The following is a 23,554-nucleotide window of genomic DNA, read 5'->3' as shown; positions in this document are numbered from 1 at the left end:
AACTGATTACTCAGTTGCCCGACTTCTTGGCAGCGCGAGTACGCTCGCTTTCGCCAAGGATTTTCTTACGCAGGCGGATCGACTTTGGAGTCACTTCGCAGAGTTCGTCTTCTTGTACGAATTCCAGCGCTTGTTCCAGAGTGAAACGGATAGGCGGAACCAGAGCGATGGTTTCGTCTTTACCGGAAGCACGCATGTTGTCGAGCTTCTTGCCTTTGGTAGGGTTTACACCCAGGTCGTTGTCGCGGCTGTTGATACCGACGATCTGACCTTCGTACACGTCTTCGCCATGACCCAGGAACAGCTTGCCACGGGCTTGCAGTGTTTCCAGGGAGTAGGTCAGCGCCTTGCCGGTAGCAACCGAAACCAGAACGCCGTTCTGACGGCCGGACATGTCGCCAGACTTCATCACGTCGTAACGGTCGAAGATGCTGGTCAGGATGCCTGCGCCGGAAGTCAGGGTCAGGAACTCGTTACGGAAACCGATCAGGCCACGTGCCGGGATGTTGTACTCAAGGCGCACACGGCCCTTGCCATCCGGAACCATGTTGGTCAGGTCGCCCTTACGGATACCGATCTGCTCCATGATCGCACCCTGGGATTCTTCCGGCAGGTCGATGGTGACGTTTTCGAACGGTTCGTGCTTGACGCCGTCAACCATGCGGATGATCACTTCAGGACGGCCGACACCCATTTCGAAGCCTTCGCGACGCATGGTTTCGATCAGTACCGAGAGGTGCAGCTCACCACGGCCGGAGACCTTGAACTTGTCGGCGGTGTCGCCTTCTTCAACGCGCAGGGCAACGTTGTACAGCAGTTCCTTGTCCAGACGTTCCTTGATGTTACGGCTGGTGACGAACTTGCCTTCTTTACCGCAGAAAGGCGAATCGTTTACCTGGAAAGTCATGGAAACAGTAGGTTCGTCAACGGTCAGCGGCTTCATCGCTTCAACGTTCTGTGGATCGCACAGTGTGTCGGAGATGAACAGCTCTTCGAAGCCGCTGATGCAGACGATGTCGCCGGCAGCTGCTTCTTCGACGTCGATACGGTGCAGACCGTGGTGACCCATCAGTTTCAGGATACGACCGTTACGGCGCTTGCCGTTGGCATCGATAGCCACAACCTGGGTGTTTGGCTTGACCTTGCCGCGAGCGATACGGCCAACACCGATGATGCCCAGGAAGCTGTTGTAGTCCAGTGCCGAGATTTGCATCTGGAACGGACCGTCACGGTCTACTTTAGGGGCCGGAACGTTATCGACGATGGACTGATACAGCGGAGTCATGTCTTCAGCCATGTCGGTGTGTTCCAGACCGGCAATGCCGTTCAGGGCCGAGGCGTAGACGACTTTGAAGTCCAGCTGTTCTTCGGTAGCACCGAGGTTGTCGAACAGGTCGAAGATCTGGTCCAGAACCCAGTCCGGACGTGCGCCTGGACGGTCAACCTTGTTGATGACCACGATTGGACGCAGGCCGGCTTCGAAAGCCTTCTTGGTCACAAAACGGGTTTGCGGCATAGGGCCGTCCTGGGCATCGACCAGCAGCAGTACGGAGTCGACCATCGACATCACGCGCTCTACTTCACCACCGAAGTCGGCGTGGCCCGGGGTGTCCACGATGTTGATGTGGTAGCCATTCCAGTTGATCGCGGTGTTCTTCGCGAGAATGGTAATACCGCGCTCTTTTTCCTGGTCGTTGGAGTCCATCACGCGCTCATCGTTGAGCTCGCCGCGCTCCAGAGTGCCGGATTGACGCAGGAGTTTGTCTACCAGGGTGGTCTTACCATGGTCAACGTGAGCAATGATGGCGATGTTACGTAGATTTTCGATCACTTGTGTATCTCGATCAGAGGATTCGGTCTGCTGACTGTTTAAGGACAGCGATTACTATTTCGAGTCGGCAAAAGCCGTTACGGCATGACGACTGGTGTCGGGGGGCCGGTGACGCAAGCCACAGGCAAACAGCCCCGGGCACTTAGCTCGGTCGATAAACGCGCACATTGGCATGCCCCTCACTGAGCAAATGGTGAGCATGCAGGCGACTCATGACGCCTTTGTCGCAATACAGCAGGTACTGGCGCGTGTCATCCAGTGCCTTGAAGCGGCTATTCAATGCGTAGAACGGCAACGTCTGTATCTCCACGCCGGGCACTTGCAACGGCTGGTCTTCCTGGGCATCCGGGTGACGGATGTCGATGATGACCTGGCCGGCCAGCGCCTGGCTGACTTCTTCAATGTCGACATGGCGGCTCAGATCGTCGATTACCCGATCGATCGAAACCAGCTTGGCGCGCTCGAGCGCTTGCTCGAGAATCGCCATGTCGAACTGCTTTTCTTCGTACTCAACGCGGTTACGCTTGGCGTTGGTCTTGGGGTTGACCGAAATCACCCCGCAATACTCAGGCATGTGCCGGGCAAAATCAGCGGTGCCGATTTCAGTCGCCAGGTCCACGATGTCCTGCTTGTGACTTGCTACAAGCGGGCGCAAGACCAGCTTGTCGGTGGCCGCGTCGATCAGTGACAGGTTCGGCAGCGTCTGGCTGGCAACCTGTGAAATCGCTTCGCCAGTGACCAGCACATCGATTTCGAGACGATCAGCCACCGCGGATGCAGCGCGTAACATCATACGCTTCAAAACTACACCCATATGACTGTTATCGACTTTCTGCAGAATTTCTCCGAGAACTTCCTCGAAAGGCACGCTGACGAACAGCACGCGCTGCGAACTGCCGTACTTCTTCCAGATGAAGTGCGCGACTTCCATCACGCCCAGCTCATGGGCACGTCCGCCCAGATTGAAGAAGCAGAAGTGCGCCATCAAGCCGCGGCGCATGATCTGGTAGGCCGCAACGGTCGAATCGAAACCGCCGGACATCAATACCAGGGTCTGCTCCAGCGCGCCCAGCGGGTAGCCGCCCATGCCTTTGTGCTGGTCATGCACGACAAACAACCGTTGGTCGCGAATTTCCATGCGCACGACCAAATCGGGCTTTTTCAGCTCGATTCCGGCGGCGCCACATTGCATGCGCAGCTTGCTGCCGACGTATTTCTCGACGTCCATGGAGCTGAAATCGTGACGACCGGCACGCTTGCAGCGCACCGAAAACATCGTGCCCGGCAGCAGGTCGGCATAGTGCAGTTTGCACTTGGCAACGATGTCGTCCAGATCACCCAGCGGGTACTCGGCCACTTGCAGAAAGTTGGCGATGCCCGGCATGCAGCTCAGCCGATCCCTGATGCTCTGCAGCACTTTGGGGTCGGTCTGGCGGGTTTCGACCTCAAGGTTGTCCCATACGCCACCCACGACAATGTCCGCGTCCAGTTCCCGGAGCACGGTACGAATGTTCTTGCCAAGCTGCCGGATGAATTTCTTGCGAACCGGCGGGCTTTTAATGGTGATTTCTGGGAAAACTTTAACGATTAGTTTCATGGAAACGGAGCGTGAGGTGCCGACCAAAAAAGGGGGGCGCGGATTATAGCGGAAATTGCTCAAGGTTTAACCAGTTATCGTACAGCCCATAAACAGCGCACCAAAAAGAGTCGACGCACCAAAATGCAGCGCCATAACGGTGCGTGTTTTTCCCGACTAAAGCGTTTTCTATCCCTGAAAGCGTTCATTTGAAGCAAAAAACCCAACACAGGGCACTGGCATGCAAATTGCTCCCTTGTGAGGCAGGTTGCCTTGGCAGAATATTCGAGCCGGCATCACCAAAATTCAAGGGACCCACACTCCACCAAGTAGGTCTCTAGCCACCCGGAGGACACCATGTCGAAGTCGGTTCAACTCATCAAAGATCATGACGTTAAGTGGATTGATCTGCGCTTCACGGACACAAAAGGTACGCAGCACCACGTGACCATGCCAGCTCGCGATGCGCTGGAAGACGACTTCTTCGAAGTCGGCAAGATGTTCGACGGCTCCTCCATTTCAGGCTGGAAAGGCATCGAAGCCTCCGACATGATCCTGCTGCCGGACGATGAAACCGCTGTCCTGGATCCGTTCACCGAAGAGCCTACCCTGATCCTGGTGTGCGACATCATCGAACCTTCGACCATGCAAGGTTATGATCGCGACCCACGTGCCATCGCTCGTCGCGCTGAGGAATACCTGAAGTCCACCGGTATTGGTGACACTGTATTCGCAGGCCCGGAGCCAGAATTCTTCATCTTCGACGAAGTGAAATTCAAATCCGATATCTCCGGTTCCATGTTCAAGATCTACTCTGAACAAGGTTCGTGGATGTCTGACCAGGACGTCGAAGGCGGCAACAAAGGCCACCGCCCAGGTGTCAAAGGCGGTTACTTCCCGGTTCCGCCGTTTGACCACGACCACGAAATCCGTACTGCCATGTGCAACGCTCTGGAAGAAATGGGCCAGACCGTTGAAGTTCACCACCACGAAGTGGCGACCGCTGGCCAGAACGAAATCGGCGTGAAATTCAACACGCTGGTTAAAAAGGCTGACGAAGTTCAAACCCTGAAGTACTGCGTACACAACGTTGCCGACGCTTACGGCCGTACCGCTACTTTCATGCCGAAGCCACTGTACGGTGACAACGGTTCGGGTATGCACGTGCACATGTCCATCGCCAAAGATGGCAAGAACACCTTCGCAGGTGAAGGCTATGCCGGTCTGTCCGACCTCGCGCTGTACTTCATCGGCGGCATCATCAAGCACGGCAAGGCACTGAACGGTTTCACCAACCCGTCGACCAACTCGTACAAGCGTCTGGTTCCAGGTTTCGAAGCACCGGTCATGCTGGCCTACTCGGCACGTAACCGCTCCGCATCGATCCGTATTCCTTACGTCAACAGCCCACGCGGCCGTCGTATCGAAGCACGCTTCCCGGATCCATCAGCCAACCCGTACCTGGCCTTCGCAGCCCTGTTGATGGCTGGCCTGGACGGTATCCAGAACAAGATCCATCCTGGCGACGCAGCTGACAAAAACCTGTACGACCTGCCGCCTGAAGAGGCCAAAGAGATCCCACAAGTTTGCGGCAGCCTGAAAGAAGCCCTGGAAGAACTGGACAAGGGCCGTGCGTTCCTGACCAAAGGCGGCGTATTCAGCGACGACTTCATCGATGCCTACATCGCGCTGAAAAGCGAAGAAGAAATCCGCGTTCGCACCTTCGTACACCCACTGGAATATGAGCTGTACTACAGCTGCTGATCCAGCCGCGCCAGCATTGATGGCGTAACAAGAGACCTCCTTCGGGAGGTCTCTTCGTTTCTGCGCAATAAACCCTCTCGCATAACACCACGTAAAGTTTTCTTCACTCCACAGGTCTGGCTCTGATCAGTTACCTGGAGTTAAATCTGCGTCTCCCAACTGATCCGAGATGGAACCGCCATGCGCCTGCTTCTGGCCACTTCCCTGCTAACTCTGACATTCATGTCCTCAGGCTTCGCGTTCGCCGCCGCGCAAAAGCCGTCTGTTATCGAGCCGTTGCTGCAAGCGATCAGCGAGCGCCTGACCATCGCCGATCAGGTCGCACTGAGCAAATGGGACAGCGGCAAAGCCGTTGAAGACCCGCCCCGTGAACAGCAAGTCATCAGCGCCGCCCAGGCCCGCGCTGCCGAGTTCAAACTGAACCCCGAAGACGTTGAACGGCTGTTCCGCGCGCAGATCGAAGCCAACAAGCAGGTACAGAATGCCCTGCTCGCCCAGTGGCACGCAGCAGGCAAGGCGCCTGATACGGCCAGACTGAGCCTGGCGGATGATATCCGCCCGAAACTCGACCGCCTGCAAACCCAATTGTTGCAGGCCTACGCCGACTTCCAGCCGCTGCGCGAGACAGAAGACTGCAAGATCCAGCTGGACGCGGCGCTCAAGCGTTATCAGAGCAACCCGATTCATGACCAGGCGCTGGTGCTGGCCACCGCTGATCTGTGTGCGGCAAAACGCTGACACAGCAGGCTGATAGCGCAGCATAGGGCGATGTGTTCTATGCTGAGCGCCATTCATGCCCTTTGCTGTCGAGAGCCTCATGCGTCAAAGCCTGATTTGCCTGCTGCTGTTGATCAGCCTGCCTGCCATGGCGCAGATCTATAAGTACACCGACGCGAACGGCAATACCGCGTTCAGCAATCAGCCACCCAATGGCACCAGGACCGAAGTGGTCGAGTTGCCGCCGCTGAACAGCATTGAAACCCAGAGCCCCTCAAGACCGGCAGCGAACAGCGCCCCGCAATCGCCCCCCGCATCTGCGCCTGCCCAGACTCAGCCACAAACCGCCTACGAGGTACTGGCGCTGCAAGACCTGCCGACCGATGAGGCCTTACGCGCAAACAACGGCACATTCATCATTGGCGTGAAGATCCAGCCGCGCCTGCAGGAGAACCATCGCCTGCAACTGCTGCTGGACGGCAATCTGTACGGCCAGCCGTCCAACCTGCCGCGTTTTCAGGTGGTCAATATCGACCGTGGCGAACACAGCTTCGCCGTGGTGGTGAAGGATGGCGAGCGGATCATTCAGCAGAGCGAGACGATTACCCTGAACGTGCAACGCGTTCATCTCGGCAAGCCATGAAAATGCGCAGCCTGCTCATCTGTTTGTTGCTGCTGGCGGCGCTGCCTGCGCTGGCCGACGTCTATACCTACATCGACGCGCAGGGCAATAGGGTGTTTACCGATCAACCGCACAAGAACGCCAAGCGCGTTGACATCCCGCCCAGCAACAACATGACCGGCACGCCGCCCACCCGAACCCTGAAAGCCAGCCCCAGGCCAGCACCTCCGGCGCCGATGTTTCACTACCAGCTTTTGAGAATTCTGGTCCCCGAGCCCGACGCGACGCTGAACAACCCGAGTGGCGAATTCATCGTCACCGTGACCAGTGAGCCGGTTCTGCAGCCGGGCCACAGCTACCGGTTGCTACTGGACGGCGTTGCTGTCGGCCAGCCTGGACGCAGCCCGGTGTTTCCGGTGAGCAATATTGATCGCGGCACCCATCAGCTGTCGGTGGAAATTTTCGATGAGCTCGGCCGGGTGCTGGAAAAGACCCCAAATCAGCCGCTTCACGTGCAGCGCGTTTCCCTGGCGCAGAAGCGCATGACCAATCCCTGCAAGGACGAGCAATACGGCGTTCGTCCGGAATGTCCGCTCAAGGACAAACCAGAGCCCAAAAGCAGCATTCTGCCGTTCTTCTGATTCCCGCCCTAACCAAGCACCTTTTTGGTGCGCCATCAGCCTGACTGCGCAACAATACAGCCCAAACTGGTTCAGAAATGCAGACCGGATAGCGCCGTATGCGGGCACTCTTTCAAAAAATGCCCCGAATTCGCAGATAAAGCGCTTCTTTTCGGAGCCTTGGTTTGGTTTTTGCAACTTCACTGATACAGCACCTATCAAGCACCTTACCGGTGATTTTGCTCCTGCTGGCGAAGACCACCCAGCACCCGCATTGCGCGACTGCAATGTGCCAAAAGAGGTCAACACGATTCATGACTATCAGCGACGCGCTGCACAGACTGTTACTGGATAACCTGACCACTGCCACCATTCTGCTCAACTCCGACCTGCGACTTGAGTACATGAACCCGGCGGCTGAAATGCTGCTGGCGATCAGCGGGCAGCGCAGCCATGGGCAGTTCATCAGCGAGCTGTTCACCGAGTCGGCTGAAGCACTGAGTTCACTGCGTCAAGCAGTAGAACAGGCACACCCGTTTACCAAGCGCGAAGCAATGCTTACCGCGCTCGCCGGCCAGACCCTGACAGTCGACTACGCCGTAACGCCGATCCTCAGCAAAGGCGAAACCCTGCTGCTGCTCGAAGTACACCCGCGTGACCGTCTGCTGCGCATCACCAAAGAAGAAGCGCAACTGTCCAAGCAGGAAACCACCAAAATGCTGGTGCGCGGCCTGGCCCATGAAATAAAGAATCCGCTCGGCGGGATTCGCGGGGCAGCACAACTGCTCGCCCGCGAACTGCCTGAAGAAAGCCTCAAGGACTACACCAACGTCATCATCGAAGAGGCCGACCGCCTGCGTAATCTGGTCGACCGCATGCTGGGCTCCAACAAGCTGCCTTCGCTGGCGATGACCAATGTGCATGAAGTGCTCGAACGGGTGTGCAGCCTGGTCGAAGCCGAAAGCCAGGGTTGCATCACGCTGGTGCGCGACTATGACCCAAGCATTCCCGATGTATTGATCGACCGCGAGCAGATGATTCAGGCCGTCCTCAATATCGTGCGCAACGCAATGCAGGCCATCAGCGGCCAGAACGAGTTGCGCCTGGGCCGAATCACCCTGCGAACCCGCGCCATGCGCCAGTTCACCATTGGCCATGTGCGCCATCGGCTGGTCAGCAAGATCGAAATCATCGACAACGGTCCGGGTATCCCGGCCGAGCTTCAGGAAACCATTTTCTACCCGATGGTCAGTGGCCGCCCGGATGGTACAGGGCTCGGTCTTGCCATTACCCAGAACATCATCAGCCAGCACCAGGGCCTGATCGAGTGTGACAGCCATCCCGGCCACACCACGTTCTCGATCTTCCTGCCGCTGGAACAAGGAGCAGCTTCGACATGAGCCGTAGTGAAACTGTCTGGATCGTAGACGACGATCGTTCTATCCGCTGGGTACTGGAAAAAGCCTTGCAACAGGAAGGCATGACCACGCAAAGCTTCGACAGCGCCGACGGGGTGATGAGCCGTCTGGCCCGTCAGCAACCGGACGTGATCATCTCAGACATTCGCATGCCCGGTGCCAGTGGCCTGGACCTGCTGGCGCGGATTCGCGAGCAACACCCGCGCTTGCCAGTGATCATCATGACGGCGCATTCGGACCTGGACAGCGCGGTTGCCTCGTATCAGGGGGGCGCTTTCGAGTACCTGCCCAAGCCGTTCGACGTCGACGAAGCCGTCTCGCTGGTCAAGCGCGCCAACCAGCACGCTCAGGAACAGCAAGGCCTGGACGTCCCGCCGACCCTGACCCGCACCCCTGAAATCATCGGCGAAGCGCCAGCGATGCAGGAAGTGTTTCGGGCCATCGGGCGGCTGAGTCATTCCAACATCACCGTGCTGATCAACGGCGAATCGGGGACTGGTAAAGAGCTGGTTGCTCACGCCCTGCACCGTCACAGCCCGCGTTCGGCTTCGCCGTTCATCGCCCTGAACATGGCGGCGATTCCCAAGGACCTGATGGAATCGGAGTTGTTCGGCCACGAGAAAGGCGCTTTCACCGGCGCGGCCAACCTGCGTCGCGGCCGCTTCGAGCAGGCAGACGGCGGCACGCTGTTCCTCGATGAAATCGGCGACATGCCGGCCGACACGCAAACCCGGCTGCTGAGGGTTCTGGCGGACGGCGAGTTCTATCGGGTTGGCGGTCATACGCCGGTCAAGGTCGACGTGCGGATCATTGCTGCAACGCACCAGAACCTGGAAATCCTCGTGCAGGCCGGCAAGTTCCGTGAGGACTTGTTCCACCGCCTGAACGTGATCCGTATCCACATTCCGCGCATGTCGGACCGTCGCGAAGACATTCCGACGCTGGCCAAGCACTTCCTGAGCCGCGCGGCACAGGAGCTGTCTGTCGAGCCCAAACTGCTCAAGGCCGAGACCGAGGAATACCTCAAGCACCTGCCGTGGCCGGGTAACGTTCGTCAACTTGAGAACACCTGCCGCTGGATCACGGTCATGGCCTCGGGTCGTGAAGTGCACATCAGCGATCTGCCGCCGGAACTGCTCAGCCTGCCGCAGGACGCCGCCCCGGTCACCAACTGGGAACAGGCGCTGCGTCAGTGGGCCGACCAGGCGTTGTCTCGCGGTCAGTCCAGCTTGCTGGACAGCGCGGTGCCGACCTTCGAGCGGATCATGATCGAAACCGCCCTCAAGCACACCGCCGGCCGCCGCCGCGACGCCGCGGTACTGCTGGGCTGGGGACGCAATACCCTGACCCGCAAGATCAAGGAACTGGGCATGAAGATCGACGGCGGGGATGACGACGAGGCCGACGAAGGCTGAGTCGTCCTCAAGACCGAACACTGGCATTTCTGACAGTTACTCGCCACGTCCATTAATGATTAGCTTCTTCTGACCCCACTCAAGGGGCATAAGGAGCTAATCAGTGTGGAAAGTGCATTACTCGATAAATCTGAAGCCCGACAGCATGCCAATAATTTACGTTTGCTTGCAGCACTACCGTGTAGTGCCAGCATTGAAAGACGCGAGCGGATTGTTGACTACGATATCGTCGAACTCGCCGCACTGCTGCGCGAAGACAATCCGCAAGGACTGACCGCCGAACAGGTGTTCGTCGAGTACTGGAGCCGCATCACCCAGCTCAACGGCCCGGAAGAAATCTATGGCGATAACGGCAAGTACAATGCTTTCGTGCGTCTTGAACATTTTTCGGCGCTCTTGGAGCAGGCAAGACTTGCCGATAGATGGCTGACCAGCCAGGACGATGAACGCGGCCCGGCCCCTCCGTTGTGCGGAATTCCCTTCGGCATAAAAGACTCTTTCGCCATCCAGGGCCTTGAAAGCAAAAACGGCACTCAGGCCTTTTCCGGCAACCTGGCATTACGTGATGCGACATGCGTCGCCCGGCTGAGGGCCCAGGGCGCACTGATTATCGGCCATACCATCTGCTCCGAACTCTCGACCCATACCGTCGGCCAGTTTGCCGGGAATGCGTGGGACCCGACGCGCACGCCGGGTGGGTCTAGTCAGGGCTCAGGGGTCGCCCCAGTTGCGCGTCTGTGCGCCGCAGCGCTGGGCGAAGAAACTGCGGGCTCGATTATCATCCCGGCGGCAGCCAATGGCGCCAGCGTAATAAAGCCGTCGCTGGGGCTGGTATCTGGCGCGGGTGTGATGCCACTGCGAACCGGCTGGGACGTGGTCGGCCCCATGGCCCGTTCGATTCGCGATGCATCGCTGATACTGTCGATAATTGCCGGCCCTGATGGAGAAAACGATCCGCAAAGCCTGTCGGCTCCGTCGATAGGCGAGCAGCTATCCATTACCCCGACCCCCGGCTCTCTTCCTCTGGAAGGGCTGACCATAGGCATTCCGCAGACGGACTGGATGTCTTCACCCGGTCACCCTCCCGCGCAATCTTACGACGAGGACTACAGCGCAGCCTTCGTCAGGTTCAAGGACCAGCTTGCAGCGCTGGGCGCAAAGGTCGTCGACTTCCCATGGCTGGATGCCGGAGCTCCTGAAAACACTCCTTACACCGCGCCCGAACCCATTCATGACGTGCTGAACAGTGATGGCAGCATTCTGATGAGTGTCAACGCCCAGGCCGTTACCAGTTACGCCAATCAACTGGAAACCCGGCACTGGTCGGCCGTGCGTGATTTTGCAGGCTCGCTGGAGAATGAAGACGACAGGGAATACCTGCTCCGAAGATACCCGGAGTTCTAAGATCAGGTTGCCTCACTCATTCCAGTGGGCATCAGACTTGAAGCAGAGAACAGACGCCGCCAGGAACAGGGGCATTTTGAAAAGGCACTGAATGACTATCAGATTGACTTCATGATGGTGCTGCCGCTTGGTGCCCATGTCGGCGAACGGGCAGGCACGGTGGCAAAGTCGCTTCCGGTGCAACGCATGTACTTCGCTCAGCCCAATGCGCTGGCATGGCCCATGCTGACGCTGCCCATCGGCCATGGCGCGACCGGCATCCCACAGCAATTGCCCATTACTGCGGCCTTTTGGGGAAGGCGCTTCAGCGAGCTTTTGCTGGTGCAGGCCGCCATCGACTTTCAGACCCATTATCCCGAGTATCACACCAAGGCCCCACCAGACCCGGACTTCGCCTCACCTGTGGCGTTTCATCTCTGGACACTGGACGAAATACCTTCGCAGTACTCAGCGGATCCGCTGGTCATTGCCGATGGCAGGAGAAAAACATCATGACCCCGGGATTTTTCTTCGTCATTGAGTGGCGCCCCCTTAATACCCCGGCACTGCTACCTGCGCAGGCTAGCAGGCCGCCAGATGCATTTTTCAATGTCCAATGGCGGCCTGCGCAGAGCCTGGCCTATTACCCGGCCATGGCTGTGCTTACTCCGCCAGCGACGGCTTCTCCCACAGGTTGATTCCACCTTCCACCGCGAAGCTGTCGATCTCGGCCAGTTCTTCGCTGCTGAACGCCAGGTTCTTCAGCGCACCGACGTTTTCGATGATTTGCTCCGGGCGGCTCGCACCGATCAGCGCTGACGTCACACGTGGATCACGCAGCGTCCAGGCCAATGCCATCTGCGCCAGACTCTGGCCACGACGCTGGGCAATGTCGTTGAGTGCACGCACGTGGGCGATGTTCTGTTCGGACAAATGCGAAGCCTGCAGCGAACCACCGCCCGGACGATTGACCCGCGCATCCTTGGGCACGCCGTTCAGGTATTTGTCCGACAGCAGCCCCTGCGCCAGTGCGGTAAAGGCGATCACACCAGCACCCAGCTCTTCGGTAGCGTCCAGCAGGTCCTTCTCGACCCAGCGATTGAGCAGGTTGTATGCCGGCTGGTGAATCAGTAACGGCACTTTCCACTCTTTGAGCAGCGCGGCGATTTCGCGAGTCTTGGCCCCGGAATACGACGAGATACCGATGTACAGCGCCTTGCCCTGCTGCACAGCAGTGGCGAGCGCGCTGGCGGTCTCTTCCAGCGGGGTGTCCGGATCGAAGCGGTGCGAGTAGAAAATGTCGACGTAATCGAGCCCCATGCGTTGCAGGCTCTGATCAAGGCTGGCAAGCACGTATTTGCGTGAACCACCGCCCTGCCCGTAAGGCCCTGGCCACATGTCCCAGCCAGCTTTGCTGGAGATGATCAGTTCATCGCGGTACTGCTGGAAATCTTCGCTCAGCAAACGACCGAAGTTGATCTCGGCGCTGCCATACGGCGGGCCATAGTTGTTGGCCAGGTCAAAGTGGTTGATGCCCAGATCGAACGCCGTGCGCAGCATGGCGCGCTGGGTGTCGATCGGCGTGCTGTCACCGAAGTTGTGCCACAAGCCCAAAGACAGTGCCGGAAGCACCAGCCCGCTGCGGCCGGTACGGCGATAAGGCATGTCTTCGTAACGATTTTCGGCAGCGATGTAGGTCATTGAGTCCTCTCTTGTCTGGGGGATATTCGAGGCGTCTTGATTGCGTGTGCGAACAGGCAACACGTGTTCGCAACCCCGCAATCATGGCTTTTGCCAGACAACCTGCTGAATGTCGACCCGCTTGGGTATCAAGTGGTTGTCGTAAAACAGATCAGCGGTCGCCTGCTGCGCACGCACGATATCGGGTGTGATCGGCAGGCTGGGTGATGCAGGCCGATGGTCAAGATACTGAGTGATGACCGCTTCAGACAAGCCCATGCTACGCGCCAGAATCTGAATGCTCTCGGCACGCTGCGTGCGGGATAGCCCGTCAGCAACAGTCAGTTCATCGAGGATCTGCTGCACGAACGCGCCATTCTTCTCGGCAAATTCCCGGCGTGCGGTATAGAAAGGTCCCGACAGTCCAAGCCCTTCGCCATTGGCCAGCAGGCGGCTGTGGCCTTCGCTCATGGCGATGGAGTAGTACGGGTCCCAGATTGCCCAGGCATCGACGCTGCCGTTTTCGAAAGCGGCGCGGGCATCGGCCGGAGTCAGGTAAATCGGCTGGATATCCTTGAAGGTCAGACCTGCCTTATTCAGCACGCGCAGCACCACGTTGTGGGAGCTGGAGCCTTTCTGAAGTGCAACCTTGTGGCCCTTCAGGTCGGCGACGCTGCGCAGCGGGCTTTCGTTGCGCACCAGCAAGGTTTCTGCCTGCGGCTTGGCTGGCTCCGCGCCGATGTAGACCAGATCGGCACCTGCGACCTGAGCAAAGATCGGCGGAATGTCGCCGGTTGAAGCAATATCCAGACTGCCGATGTTCAACGCCTCAAGCATCTGCGGCCCGGCCGGGAACTCGATCCATTGGATTTTTGTATCAGGAAAACGTTTCTCCAGCAGCGCGTGCTCCTTGGCCAGCACTAGCGTGATCGAACCTTTCTGATAGCCGATGCGCAGGCTGTCGGGTTCGTCGGCGGAGGCGCTGTTGAGCAGACCGCAGAAGGCCAGCATGGCGGCGATAAAAGTGAATGGTTTCATCGGTAATCCTTTCGGCGAAAATTATCCCGGTTGACGCTCGTGCCCATGCTCCGCGGTGGCATGCAGGTCGTAACGCTCCGCGTCACCTTTCTGCAGCCTTGCGCGGCAGCAAACGCCGGAGCGATCAAAATCTATAAGCAGGCCGCTGCAAGCCCAGGTTGTCGCGCAACGTCTTGCCTTCGTATTCGATACGAAACAGCCCGCGCCGCTGCAACTCGGGTACCAGCAACTGCGCGACATCTTCAAGCCCGCCCGGCAGATGCGGCACCAGCACGTTGAAGCCGTCCGCCGCGCCCTGTTCAAACCAGGTTTGCAGTTCATCGGCGATCTGCGCAGGTGTGCCGATCAAGCTGTAGTGCCCTCGCCCACCGGCAATTCGCCGCCCCAATTGCGCCAGAGTCAGGTTTTCCTGATCGGCGAGTTCGGTCAGCAACGTTTGCCGACTGCGCTGGCCGCTGTCGGTCAACGGCAGTTCCGGCAAAGGACCATCCAGCGGATAACCCGACAGGTCGAAGTTGCCCAGCATGCGTCCTAACAGGGCGACACCCACCTGCGGCTCGACCAGGTTCTGAAACGACTCGAATTTCGCTTTCGCCAGCGCCTCGGTTTCTGCCACGACGATGAACACGCCGGGCATGACTTTCAGCGACTCTGCGTCACGTCCGTATGCGCTCAGACGTCCCTTGATGTCTGCGTAAAAAGCCTGAGCACTGGCCAGCGATGTCTGTGCGGTGAATACGACCTCTGCCGTCTGCGCCGCCAGATCACGCCCTGCTTCAGACGAACCTGCCTGCACTACTACGGGCTGCCCCTGCGGCGAGCGCGCCACGTTCAGTGGCCCTTTGACGCTGAAGTGCTCGCCCACGTGGTCGAGCACGTGCAGTCTGGCCGGGTCGTAATACTCACCGCTGGCTTTGTCACGGATGAAAGCATCGTCTGCCCAGCTGTCCCACAGGCCGGTCACCACCTGATGAAACTCTCGTGCGCGGCTATAGCGCTCGGCATGCCCTACATGTTCGGCACGACCGAAGTTCTGCGCCTCGGCGGCGGCATCCGACGTCACCAGATTCCAGCCTGCCCGACCGCCGGACAGATGATCCAGCGAGGCGAACTTGCGGGCCACGTGATACGGCTCGTTGTAGGTCGTCGTCGCGGTTGCAATCAGACCGATGTAGTCAGTCACCGCGCTCAGCGCCGAGAGCAGCGTCAGCGGTTCGAAATGATCGGAGCGCGCCATGCGGCTGGCGATATCACCGGTCGCCGCAGCAACGCTGTCCGCCACAAACAGCGCATCGAATTTCGCAGCTTCCGCTACCCTGGCCACATGCCGATAGTGCTTGAAATCCAGCCCCGCATCGGCGGGCACATCCGCATGGCGCCAAGCCGCAATGTGGTGCCCGGTGGCCATCAGAAAAGCGCCGAGTTTCATCTGTCGAGCAGTCGTGCTCATTGCAAACTCCTTACTGTATTACTGCGGGCAACGACTCAAAAATCCTTGCGCAGTTGCACGCCGAAATAACGTTCGTCATCGCGCGGCACGGATCGGTAAACGTAGTTGCCGCCGGTCGCCAGCATCGGCGAATAGGACTTGTCGGCGAGGTTCTTGCCGAGCAGCGCCACGCGCCAGCCACTGTTGTAATCGGCCAGGGCAACGCTGGCGTTCCAGATGCCATAAGCACCCTGCCTGGTGTCCGGGTTCTGGCTGATGTCGTACTGCACCTCGCTCTGCCAGCTGTAATCAGTGCCCAGTTCGATATCCAGACCGTTGTCCAGCGGGATGCTGTAATCGGCGCGCACGTAGCTTTTCCAGTCCGGGCTGTAGGGCAGGGTTTTGCCATCGACGTTGCACGAGGCTGCTGCACCGGCCGGGCAGGCAAACGTGTCAATCCGCGCACGAGTGTAGGACAGCGCGCCGGAGAACTTCAGATTGCGGGTGGCCTGCAACGCGTAGTCCAGTTCGACACCTTCGGTGCTGACGCTGCCTGCGTTGATCAAGCGCGTGACGACCTGCCCGGCCACGCTGTCGAAGAAGTTCGCCTGATAGTTGTCGTAATCGCTGTGGAACACCGCCAGGTTGGTGGTCAGACGGTTGTTCCAGGTGGTGGCCTTGAGGCCGACTTCCCAAGTGTTCGAGGTTTCCGGTTTGAGCGCCTCGGTGTCGCGCGGCTGCATGTTGAAGAACACGTTATAGGCTGGGCCTTTGTAGCCGCGCGAGTAGGTGATGTAAGTCATCACGCTGTCACTCAGGTCGTATTGCAGCCCCAGACGCCCGGACTTGCCGTCCTCGTCCACCGAACCGGAACTGCTGGTCGCCGGCTGAATGCCGCTCACCGTAGTGGCCGACGTCGAGACGCGGCGGTGATCGTATTCCAGATCATCGTGGGTCCAGCGTGCCCCGGCAATCGCACGGAAGTCCGGTGTGAAGTTGAACGTGGTTTCGCCGAACACCGAATAGCTGTCGGTGGTCGTGCTGTAGTCAGCGATGCCGCGATCCTGAGTCGTCGGCGTGATCAACGTGCGCTGATAGGTCTCGTCGCTCTTGCCGTGCATGTAGAACAGCCCGCCGACGTATTCGACAAACTGGCCTTTCGGCGATGCCAGGCGCAGCTCCTGAGAGTACTGGTTAAACGCCAGATCACCTTTGTCTTCAGTAGCGGGGAAAGCAGCCGTGACGGTGCCAAGACGGTCGCCATCCTGATACTGAGTGTTATCCCAGCCGCGCCAGGCGGTGATGGACGTCAGGGTGTAATCGCCCAGTTGCCAGTCGAGCTGGCCGGACAGGCCTTTGTTGACGTCTTCGACATGGCTGCGGTAATCGCTGAGCACATTGCGGTTGTCGCTGTCCGCACGCACTGGCGACAGGGCACTGGCAAATGCCGGGGTCAGCGCCTTGGTCACTACGCCGTTGGGCGCGTCGTCATGGGACTGCATGTAATCCGCCGCGAGGGTAAACGTGATGTCATCGTTGGGCGTGAATTCCAGCTTGCCACGTGCACCCTTGCGGTTGTATCCGTTGACTTCCTGACCGTTGAGCGTGTTGTCGACATTGCCGTCGTAGCTGCCGAACAGCGTGGTGATCGAGCCCTTGAGGGTCTGCGGAATCAGACTGCCGCCGATGCCGAAACGGGTACGGCTTTCGTTGCCACTGTAATACGACTGATCGATATAGCCGTGGGTCTCTTCGGTCGGCGCTTTAGTGGTGACGTTGAGTACACCGGCCGACGCATTCTTGCCGAACAGCGTGCCTTGCGGGCCGCGCAGCACTTCGATGCGTTCCAGGTCGAGCAGGTCCAGCGTGGCCTGCCCTGGACGCGCATACACCACGCCGTCAATCACGGTTGCCACCGTCGGCTCGACGCCCGGTGAGGTGGAAATGGTGCCGACCCCGCGAATGAACAGCGAGGTGTCCTTGTTGGAGGCGCCGGTACGGAAATTCAGCGACGGCACCTGCTGCACGATACTGGCCACGCCGTTGCGGTTATCCCGCTCCAGCTGTTCGCCCTGAATCACCGACACCGCGACCGGCACTTTTTGCAGTGATTCTTCGCGGCGCGTGGCGGTCACTGTGACGGACTCCAGCGCTACCGTCTCAGGGGTCTGCGCAGTATCGGTGTCCGCCATCGCCGGAATGCACTGCAAGGCTGTCAGCCCCATCAGCAACCAGCCATAACGACGCCCCCGCGCCGTGTGCGCCTGATCGATGGCCTGTGCCAGAAGTGTGTGTTTGACGCCATCCCCATGGGTTGTGTGCATCTGCGTGCCTACCTGAAATATGCCCTGATCCGACAGTGCAATGCGCACTGGCGCGTGTTCTTGCTGGCTAAACCGGGTCTAGGCATTCGCGGTGGCGAGTAGCAGACAACCATCGTTGTTAGCGCTAACATCGCAAGTATCGGGAAACGACCGATAGATCGTCCAATACTGAAAAATTAGTTTTATATTCTTTTTACTTTTATACGAAGTGATTGAGCATGGCCGACGACAAACCCGCAACACGTAAACGCCGAGGTGCTGGCCGTGTGACGATAGACACGGTGGCGCGACAGGCAGGTGTGTCAGCCATAACCGTATCGCGCTATTTCAATCAGCCGGCACACGTGTCGCCAGAGTTGCGCGAACGTATCGCGGCGGTCGTCAGCGCGCTGGGCTACGTGCCCAATCGGGTGGCCGGTGGGCTGGCGTCGGCGCGCAGCAAGGTAGTGGCGATGGTCATTCCCAATATCTCGGGGCCGATCTTCGCCAACACCATTCAGGGCTTCAGCGACACGTTGAGCCAGCAGGGTTTCCAATTGCTGCTGGCGTCCAGCTACTTCTCCGCCGAGCAGGAAGAGAGCGCCGTGCGGGCGTTTCTGGGCTGGTCCCCGGCAGCACTGGTACTGACCAGCCGATTCCACAGCCCGGCGACGGAAAAGATGATCGAGCAGACCGATATCCCGGTGATCGAAACCTGGGACCATCAGCCTGAACGCAGCCCGATCCAGATTGGCTTTTCTCACTACGGCGTTGGCGTAACTGCCGCCCGCTATCTGTATGGCAAGGGCTATCGCCGCATTGCGTTCGTGCAGAACAGCGTCGCCGGGGACTTCAGCGCACTGGAGCGACGCGACGGTTATGTAGCAACCCTGGAAGGGCTTGGCATCAAGCCATGGGTATTCGTCCCGGACGCCGGACGCGCGCCATTCGAGGCAGGCAAACAGGCGATGGAAACCTTGATGAGCCAGGAACCGCGCCCCGATGCCATCTTCTTCGCCAACGACAATCTGGCAGCCGGCGCCCTGCTCGCCAGCCAGCGTGCAGGCCTGCACATACCGCAGGATTGCGCCGTGATGGGTTTTGGCGATTACGCCTTCGCAGAAATGATGCTGCCCAGCCTGACCACCATCAAACCACCGGCACTGGAGATCGGCGTATTGGCCGCAACGAGGGTGCTCGAAAGCCTGGGGGTGCTGCCGGTAGAGGGTGGCATACAGCGGCTGAACCTGCTGGATTGCAGCTTGGTGGAGCGGGAGAGTACTTGAGTTTGCAGACGCAATCTCATGCCCGCGCTGGAGCATGAGCAACGATAGGTATCCGGACAAACACCTATCGTGCCCATGCGTGAGGAACGATAGGTGCCCTCAAGCGCCGATCAACGCACCAAATGCAGAAACTGCATGTGCCGCTCGTACTGGTCGAGCACGTCGTTGATGACCTGTTCCTTGGTGTAGCCCACCAGGTCGTAGTCCTGACTGCCTTCGCTCAGGTGAACCTCGGCGCGGTAATAGCGGCGATTGTTCAACTGTTTGGAGCCCATGCCACCTCGGGCGAACGAAGGGGTGAAGAAGCCTTTCATCTGCACCTGATAGATGAACGGACGCTCTTCGCCGTGGCCGATTTCCAGAGTCACCGAGTCGTTGGACGGATCAGGTACGTTGACGACGCTCAAGCCCTTCTCGACAAACACCGCCGTCACCTCATCAATGGCAGGACGCACGGTCTGGTCGAGGAAGCGATACACCTCGTCTCGCGACGGATAATGCACTGCCTGGCTCAGACGCTGACGCCAACCACCACGTCGTGAACCGGACACTGGCGCCAGTGAGTACAGCTGCGCGATCTGGCGCTGGGACTCCATGACGAACGCCTTGTGCAGGCCCCACATCATCAGCAGCAGGATCAGCGAGAACGGCAACGAAGTCAGTACCACCGCTGATTTCAGCGCATCGATACTGCCGGAGAACAGCAAGCCGCTGGTGATCAGCGCCGTGGCTACCCCCCAGAATACGCGCAGCCATTTCGGACCGTCTTCGTCGGGGTTGCCGCCTTTTGCCGAGAGCGTCGACAGCACCACCGTGCCCGAATCGGCCGAGGTGACGAAGAACACGAAGCTGATGAACACCGTGACCGCGATAACGGTCTTGCTCCACGGATAGGTTTCCAGCAACAGGTACAGGGTCATCGACGGATCATCGATGGCCGACTGGCCGAGCGCGGTCATGCCGTGGTTGAGCACCTGGTCGATGGCGCTGTTGCCGAAGATCGACATCCAGGCCAGGGTAAAGCCCAGCGGAATCAGCAATACACCGAACACGAATTCACGAATGGTCCGGCCACGGGAAATACGCGCAATAAACAGGCCCACGAATGGCGCCCAGGCAATCCACCAGGCCCAATAGAACACCGTCCAGCCGCCCAGCCAGTCACTTGGCTTATCGTAGGCGTAGACATCGAAACTCTTGCTCGGCAGGGCGCCCAGGTAGTCACCGATGTTCTGCACCAGCGTATTGAGCAAATGCTGGGTCGGACCGGCAAACAGCACGAACAGCAGCAGCGCACAGGCCAGCAGCATGTTGATGTCGGACATGACGCGAACGCCCTTGTCGACACCGGCGATGGCCACCAGAATCGCCGCCCCCATCATCAGGGTGATCAGGCCGACCTGAATCCATTGGGTGTGCGGAACGCCAAACAGATAATCAAGACCGGAGTTCAGGTGCAGTACGCCGAAACCCATGTCTGCGCCCAGCCCGAAGATGGTCGCGATGATGCCGAAGCCATCGACGGCATAACCGATAGGGCCGTTGATGCGCTTGCCGATCAGCGGGTACAGCGCCGAACGCAAGGCCAGCGGCAGGTTGTGTCGATAGGCGAAGTAGGCCAGCGCCATGCCGACAAAGGCAAACACACCCCAGCCATGCAGGCCCCAGTGCAGAAACAGCAACTGCATGCCCTGGCGCGCAGCCTCGGTAGTGCCGCCCTCGCCTTGCGGCGGTTGCAGCAAATGCGTCAGCGGCTCAGAGACGCAGAAGAAGAACAGCGTGATGCTGATCCCGGCAGCGAACAGCATGCCGGCCCACGAGAGGTAACTGAACTCTGGTTCGTCGTGGTCGGCACCGAGCTTGATCTTGCCAAAGCCCGACAAGGCGGTGACCACCACGAAGACCAGGTACAGGCTCATGACCATCATGTAGTACCAGCCGACCGTATTGGCCGCCCAGTTTTGTGCGGCCAGCAACCAGGCGCCGCTGGCTTGCGGGAAGGCAATGACGACGATGCCGAAGATCAGGATGAAGCTCGCAGCGAAGTAAAACACTGGAGCGTTCATGCGGACCGTTCCGCTGGGAGTTGCACTTGGAGAACTCATAAAGCACAGTCCTCCAGACTCATAAAACAAACTGCAAAAAACGGATACGGCAAGGGTAAGCCTCCAGATGTGAGCGGGCAGCGAACCACCGGTTTAACTTGAACGAGCGTTCAATTTAAACATGAAAACACCCGCGAAGACTAATCGCAGGCCGGTAAACGCTGGCTCAGGCCACGGTATGACGTGAGGCAGCGCGTGATCGTTCCCATGCCAGAGCGATGCAATCGAGCAGCAGCGACCGCGCTATTCATGAGTCTCACAACCCTGTGCACATTCTCTGCACCAATCTGTTACCCGCCGCCTCAAAACAGCGCAAAACCTGTATCAGGTAACATCACAAGCCTTGCCTGAAGTCATCCTGGCTGAATCACAACACCCTCCTTAAGCCCTGAACACAGGGGCTTCACAGCATTTTTGACGATCAAAACAACAGCGCTATGCGAAGTTGGTCTTTTGATTGCATATGCTTGTATGTACAAGTAGAGACAGGCTGTACATCCTGTGTTTTACCCAACTGAATCGGCCTGCTTCGCCAGGCGCTGCCCGCCCTTCATCGGGCTGATCTGGATTGATCGCTGAGGATTTTTTTGTGACCGAGAATAATCAAGACCTTAAGCAGGACTGGACCCGCCACCGAGAAGGCATCGTACGGGCTGCCCGCGGCACCCAATTGACAGCCAAGAGCTGGATGACCGAAGCGCCGCTGCGCATGTTGATGAATAACCTCGACCCGGAAGTTGCCGAAAACCCCAATGAACTGGTGGTTTACGGTGGCATCGGCCGTGCGGCGCGCAACTGGGAATGCTACGACAAGATCGTCGAAAGCCTCACACAGCTCAATGATGACGAAACTCTGCTGGTGCAGTCCGGCAAGCCGGTCGGCGTGTTCAAGACCCACAGCAACGCGCCACGTGTACTGATCGCCAACTCCAACCTGGTGCCGCACTGGGCCAGTTGGGAGCATTTCAACGAGCTGGATGCCAAGGGCCTGGCGATGTATGGCCAGATGACCGCTGGCAGCTGGATCTACATCGGCAGCCAGGGCATCGTTCAGGGCACTTACGAAACCTTCGTCGAAGCCGGTCGTCAGCACTACGACGGCAACCTCAAGGGTCGCTGGGTGCTGACGGCGGGCCTGGGCGGCATGGGCGGCGCACAACCGTTGGCGGCGACTCTGGCCGGGGCCTGCTCGCTGAACATCGAATGCCAGCAAAGCCGTATCGATTTCCGCATCAAGACCCGCTACGTCGACGAACAGGCGGCTGATCTCGATGACGCACTGGCGCGCATCGCCAAATACACCGCCGAAGGCAAAGCCATTTCCATCGCCCTGTGCGGCAACGCGGCAGACCTCCTGCCGGAAATGGTCCGTCGCGGCGTTCGACCCGACATGGTCACTGACCAGACCAGCGCCCATGATCCGCTCAACGGCTATTTGCCCAAAGGCTGGACCTGGGACGAGTACCGCGCCCGCTCGGTCAGCGAACCGGGGAATGTGGTCAAGGCCGCCAAGCAGTCGATGGCCGAGCACGTTGAAGCCATGCTCGCATTCCAGAAGGCCGGCATTCCGACCTTCGACTACGGCAACAACATCCGTCAGATGGCCAAGGAAGTCGGCGTGGCCAATGCCTTCGATTTCCCCGGTTTTGTCCCGGCCTACATTCGCCCGCTGTTCTGCCGCGGCATCGGGCCGTTTCGCTGGGCTGCGCTGTCAGGCGATCCGCAAGACATCTACAAGACCGACGCCAGGGTCAAGGAACTGATCCCGGACGACGAGCACCTGCACAACTGGCTGGACATGGCCCGCGAGCGCATCAGCTTTCAGGGCTTGCCCGCCCGTATCTGCTGGGTCGGTCTGGGGCAGCGCGCCAAGCTAGGGCTGGCCTTCAACGAAATGGTCCGCAGCGGCGAGCTGTCGGCCCCGGTGGTGATCGGTCGTGACCACCTGGACTCCGGCTCGGTCGCCAGCCCCAACCGCGAAACCGAATCCATGCGTGACGGCTCAGACGCCGTCTCCGACTGGCCGCTGCTCAACGCTTTGCTTAACACCGCCAGTGGCGCGACCTGGGTGTCGTTGCACCACGGCGGCGGCGTCGGCATGGGCTTTTCCCAGCACTCCGGAATGGTGATCGTCTGTGACGGCACGGACGAAGCCGCCGAGCGTATCGCCCGCGTACTGCACAACGATCCGGCCACCGGTGTCATGCGTCATGCCGATGCCGGTTACGACATTGCTATCGAGTGTGCCAAAGAGCAGGGCTTGAACCTGCCGATGATCGGACGTTAGGGGCTTTGTCGGTTATCAAACCGACAGACTCGGGGAGCGGGCATGTACATGCCCATGGGCCGGATGCCTGATTGAAGCTG

17 protein-coding genes are annotated in these 23,554 nt (G+C 59.0%); 10 read left to right on the top strand and 7 right to left on the bottom strand.

Annotated elements, in window-relative coordinates:
- Positions 1 to 10: 10 nt before the first annotated feature.
- Both typA and thiI read right to left on the bottom strand, forming a co-directional pair.
- On the bottom strand, positions 11 to 1,831 hold the full coding sequence (typA, locus tag N018_RS01390; protein ID WP_025388664.1) for a translational GTPase TypA: 1,821 nt from the start codon (positions 1,829 to 1,831) through the stop codon (positions 11 to 13).
- A 142-nt stretch (positions 1,832 to 1,973) separates the two neighbouring features.
- Positions 1,974 to 3,428: a tRNA uracil 4-sulfurtransferase ThiI gene (gene thiI / locus N018_RS01385; RefSeq protein ID WP_024643328.1), complete on the bottom strand. Its 1,455-nt coding sequence runs from the start codon at positions 3,426 to 3,428 to the stop codon at positions 1,974 to 1,976.
- Positions 3,429 to 3,764: 336 nt separating this feature from the next.
- Here thiI and glnA point away from each other — a divergent pair, with 336 nt between their 5' ends.
- From glnA to N018_RS27885, 8 genes are all read left to right on the top strand, one after another.
- The gene (gene glnA / locus N018_RS01380) at positions 3,765 to 5,171 is read left to right on the top strand and encodes a type I glutamate--ammonia ligase (RefSeq protein WP_024643327.1); all 1,407 of its coding nucleotides are present in this window, start codon (positions 3,765 to 3,767) and stop codon (positions 5,169 to 5,171) included.
- Between the two features lie 180 nt (positions 5,172 to 5,351).
- Positions 5,352 to 5,909, top strand: coding sequence for a chorismate mutase (locus N018_RS01375; protein ID WP_024643326.1), 558 nt, complete (start codon positions 5,352 to 5,354; stop codon positions 5,907 to 5,909).
- A 79-nt stretch (positions 5,910 to 5,988) separates the two neighbouring features.
- A complete protein-coding gene (locus N018_RS01370) occupies positions 5,989 to 6,531 on the top strand; it encodes a DUF4124 domain-containing protein (RefSeq protein ID WP_025388663.1) in 543 nt (180 codons plus the stop codon).
- A 2-nt stretch (positions 6,532 to 6,533) separates the two neighbouring features.
- Entirely contained in the window at positions 6,534 to 7,151 is a 618-nt protein-coding gene (locus tag N018_RS01365) for a DUF4124 domain-containing protein (RefSeq protein WP_025388662.1), read from the top strand.
- 293 nt (positions 7,152 to 7,444) lie between these two features.
- Complete coding sequence (gene glnL, locus N018_RS01360; protein WP_024643323.1) at positions 7,445 to 8,530, top strand: nitrogen regulation protein NR(II); 1,086 nt, start codon at positions 7,445 to 7,447, stop codon at positions 8,528 to 8,530.
- On the top strand, positions 8,527 to 9,963 hold the full coding sequence (gene ntrC / locus N018_RS01355) for a nitrogen regulation protein NR(I) (protein ID WP_024643322.1): 1,437 nt from the start codon (positions 8,527 to 8,529) through the stop codon (positions 9,961 to 9,963). Before glnL ends, ntrC begins: the two co-directional genes overlap by 4 nt.
- 105 nt (positions 9,964 to 10,068) lie before the next feature.
- Complete coding sequence (locus N018_RS01350) at positions 10,069 to 11,367, top strand: amidase (RefSeq protein ID WP_229631247.1); 1,299 nt, start codon at positions 10,069 to 10,071, stop codon at positions 11,365 to 11,367.
- A 111-nt stretch (positions 11,368 to 11,478) separates the two neighbouring features.
- Positions 11,479 to 11,862 carry a hypothetical protein gene (locus N018_RS27885; protein WP_229631245.1) on the top strand — a complete coding sequence of 128 codons (384 nt, stop codon included), beginning with the start codon at positions 11,479 to 11,481 and terminating at the stop codon, positions 11,860 to 11,862.
- A 147-nt stretch (positions 11,863 to 12,009) separates the two neighbouring features.
- Here N018_RS27885 and mgrA read toward each other — a convergent pair whose 3' ends face one another.
- From mgrA to N018_RS01330, 4 genes are all read right to left on the bottom strand, one after another.
- Positions 12,010 to 13,047, bottom strand: coding sequence for an L-glyceraldehyde 3-phosphate reductase (mgrA, locus tag N018_RS01345; RefSeq protein ID WP_025388661.1), 1,038 nt, complete (start codon positions 13,045 to 13,047; stop codon positions 12,010 to 12,012).
- An 81-nt stretch (positions 13,048 to 13,128) separates the two neighbouring features.
- Positions 13,129 to 14,064 carry a sulfonate ABC transporter substrate-binding protein gene (locus N018_RS01340; protein WP_025388660.1) on the bottom strand — a complete coding sequence of 312 codons (936 nt, stop codon included), beginning with the start codon at positions 14,062 to 14,064 and terminating at the stop codon, positions 13,129 to 13,131.
- Between the two features lie 124 nt (positions 14,065 to 14,188).
- Positions 14,189 to 15,514 (bottom strand): LLM class flavin-dependent oxidoreductase, encoded by a 1,326-nt coding sequence (locus N018_RS01335; RefSeq protein ID WP_025388659.1) that lies wholly within the window; start codon positions 15,512 to 15,514, stop codon positions 14,189 to 14,191.
- Positions 15,515 to 15,549: 35 nt separating this feature from the next.
- Complete coding sequence (locus N018_RS01330) at positions 15,550 to 17,865, bottom strand: TonB-dependent receptor (protein WP_025388658.1); 2,316 nt, start codon at positions 17,863 to 17,865, stop codon at positions 15,550 to 15,552.
- A 170-nt stretch (positions 17,866 to 18,035) separates the two neighbouring features.
- On the opposite strand from N018_RS01330, the gene N018_RS01325 reads away from it, so the two are divergent.
- The gene (locus tag N018_RS01325) at positions 18,036 to 19,082 is read left to right on the top strand and encodes a LacI family DNA-binding transcriptional regulator (protein ID WP_024647378.1); all 1,047 of its coding nucleotides are present in this window, start codon (positions 18,036 to 18,038) and stop codon (positions 19,080 to 19,082) included.
- Between the two features lie 110 nt (positions 19,083 to 19,192).
- Here N018_RS01325 and betT read toward each other — a convergent pair whose 3' ends face one another.
- Positions 19,193 to 21,148 (bottom strand): choline transporter BetT, encoded by a 1,956-nt coding sequence (betT, locus tag N018_RS01320; RefSeq protein ID WP_195757163.1) that lies wholly within the window; start codon positions 21,146 to 21,148, stop codon positions 19,193 to 19,195.
- A 628-nt stretch (positions 21,149 to 21,776) separates the two neighbouring features.
- Here betT and hutU point away from each other — a divergent pair.
- The gene (gene hutU, locus N018_RS01315; RefSeq protein ID WP_024647380.1) at positions 21,777 to 23,474 is read left to right on the top strand and encodes a urocanate hydratase; all 1,698 of its coding nucleotides are present in this window, start codon (positions 21,777 to 21,779) and stop codon (positions 23,472 to 23,474) included.
- Positions 23,475 to 23,554 lie beyond the last annotated feature (80 nt).

This window comes from Pseudomonas syringae CC1557 (assembly GCF_000452705.1).
GTDB lineage: Bacteria > Pseudomonadota > Gammaproteobacteria > Pseudomonadales > Pseudomonadaceae > Aquipseudomonas > Aquipseudomonas syringae_F.
This window is presented reverse-complemented; position numbering and strand designations above follow the sequence as displayed.

Coding starts and splice junctions, on each gene's coding strand:
- thiI (WP_024643328.1), bottom strand. CDS start 3,428: ATGAAACTAATCGTTAAAGTTTTCCCAGAAATCACCATTAAAAGCCCG.
- glnA (WP_024643327.1), top strand. CDS start 3,765: ATGTCGAAGTCGGTTCAACTCATCAAAGATCATGACGTTAAGTGGATT.
- N018_RS01375 (WP_024643326.1), top strand. CDS start 5,352: ATGCGCCTGCTTCTGGCCACTTCCCTGCTAACTCTGACATTCATGTCC.
- N018_RS01370 (WP_025388663.1), top strand. CDS start 5,989: ATGCGTCAAAGCCTGATTTGCCTGCTGCTGTTGATCAGCCTGCCTGCC.
- N018_RS01365 (WP_025388662.1), top strand. CDS start 6,534: ATGCGCAGCCTGCTCATCTGTTTGTTGCTGCTGGCGGCGCTGCCTGCG.
- glnL (WP_024643323.1), top strand. CDS start 7,445: ATGACTATCAGCGACGCGCTGCACAGACTGTTACTGGATAACCTGACC.
- ntrC (WP_024643322.1), top strand. CDS start 8,527: ATGAGCCGTAGTGAAACTGTCTGGATCGTAGACGACGATCGTTCTATC.
- N018_RS27885 (WP_229631245.1), top strand. CDS start 11,479: ATGATGGTGCTGCCGCTTGGTGCCCATGTCGGCGAACGGGCAGGCACG.
- mgrA (WP_025388661.1), bottom strand. CDS start 13,047: ATGACCTACATCGCTGCCGAAAATCGTTACGAAGACATGCCTTATCGC.
- N018_RS01340 (WP_025388660.1), bottom strand. CDS start 14,064: ATGAAACCATTCACTTTTATCGCCGCCATGCTGGCCTTCTGCGGTCTG.
- N018_RS01335 (WP_025388659.1), bottom strand. CDS start 15,514: ATGAGCACGACTGCTCGACAGATGAAACTCGGCGCTTTTCTGATGGCC.
- N018_RS01325 (WP_024647378.1), top strand. CDS start 18,036: ATGGCCGACGACAAACCCGCAACACGTAAACGCCGAGGTGCTGGCCGT.
- betT (WP_195757163.1), bottom strand. CDS start 21,148: ATGAACGCTCCAGTGTTTTACTTCGCTGCGAGCTTCATCCTGATCTTC.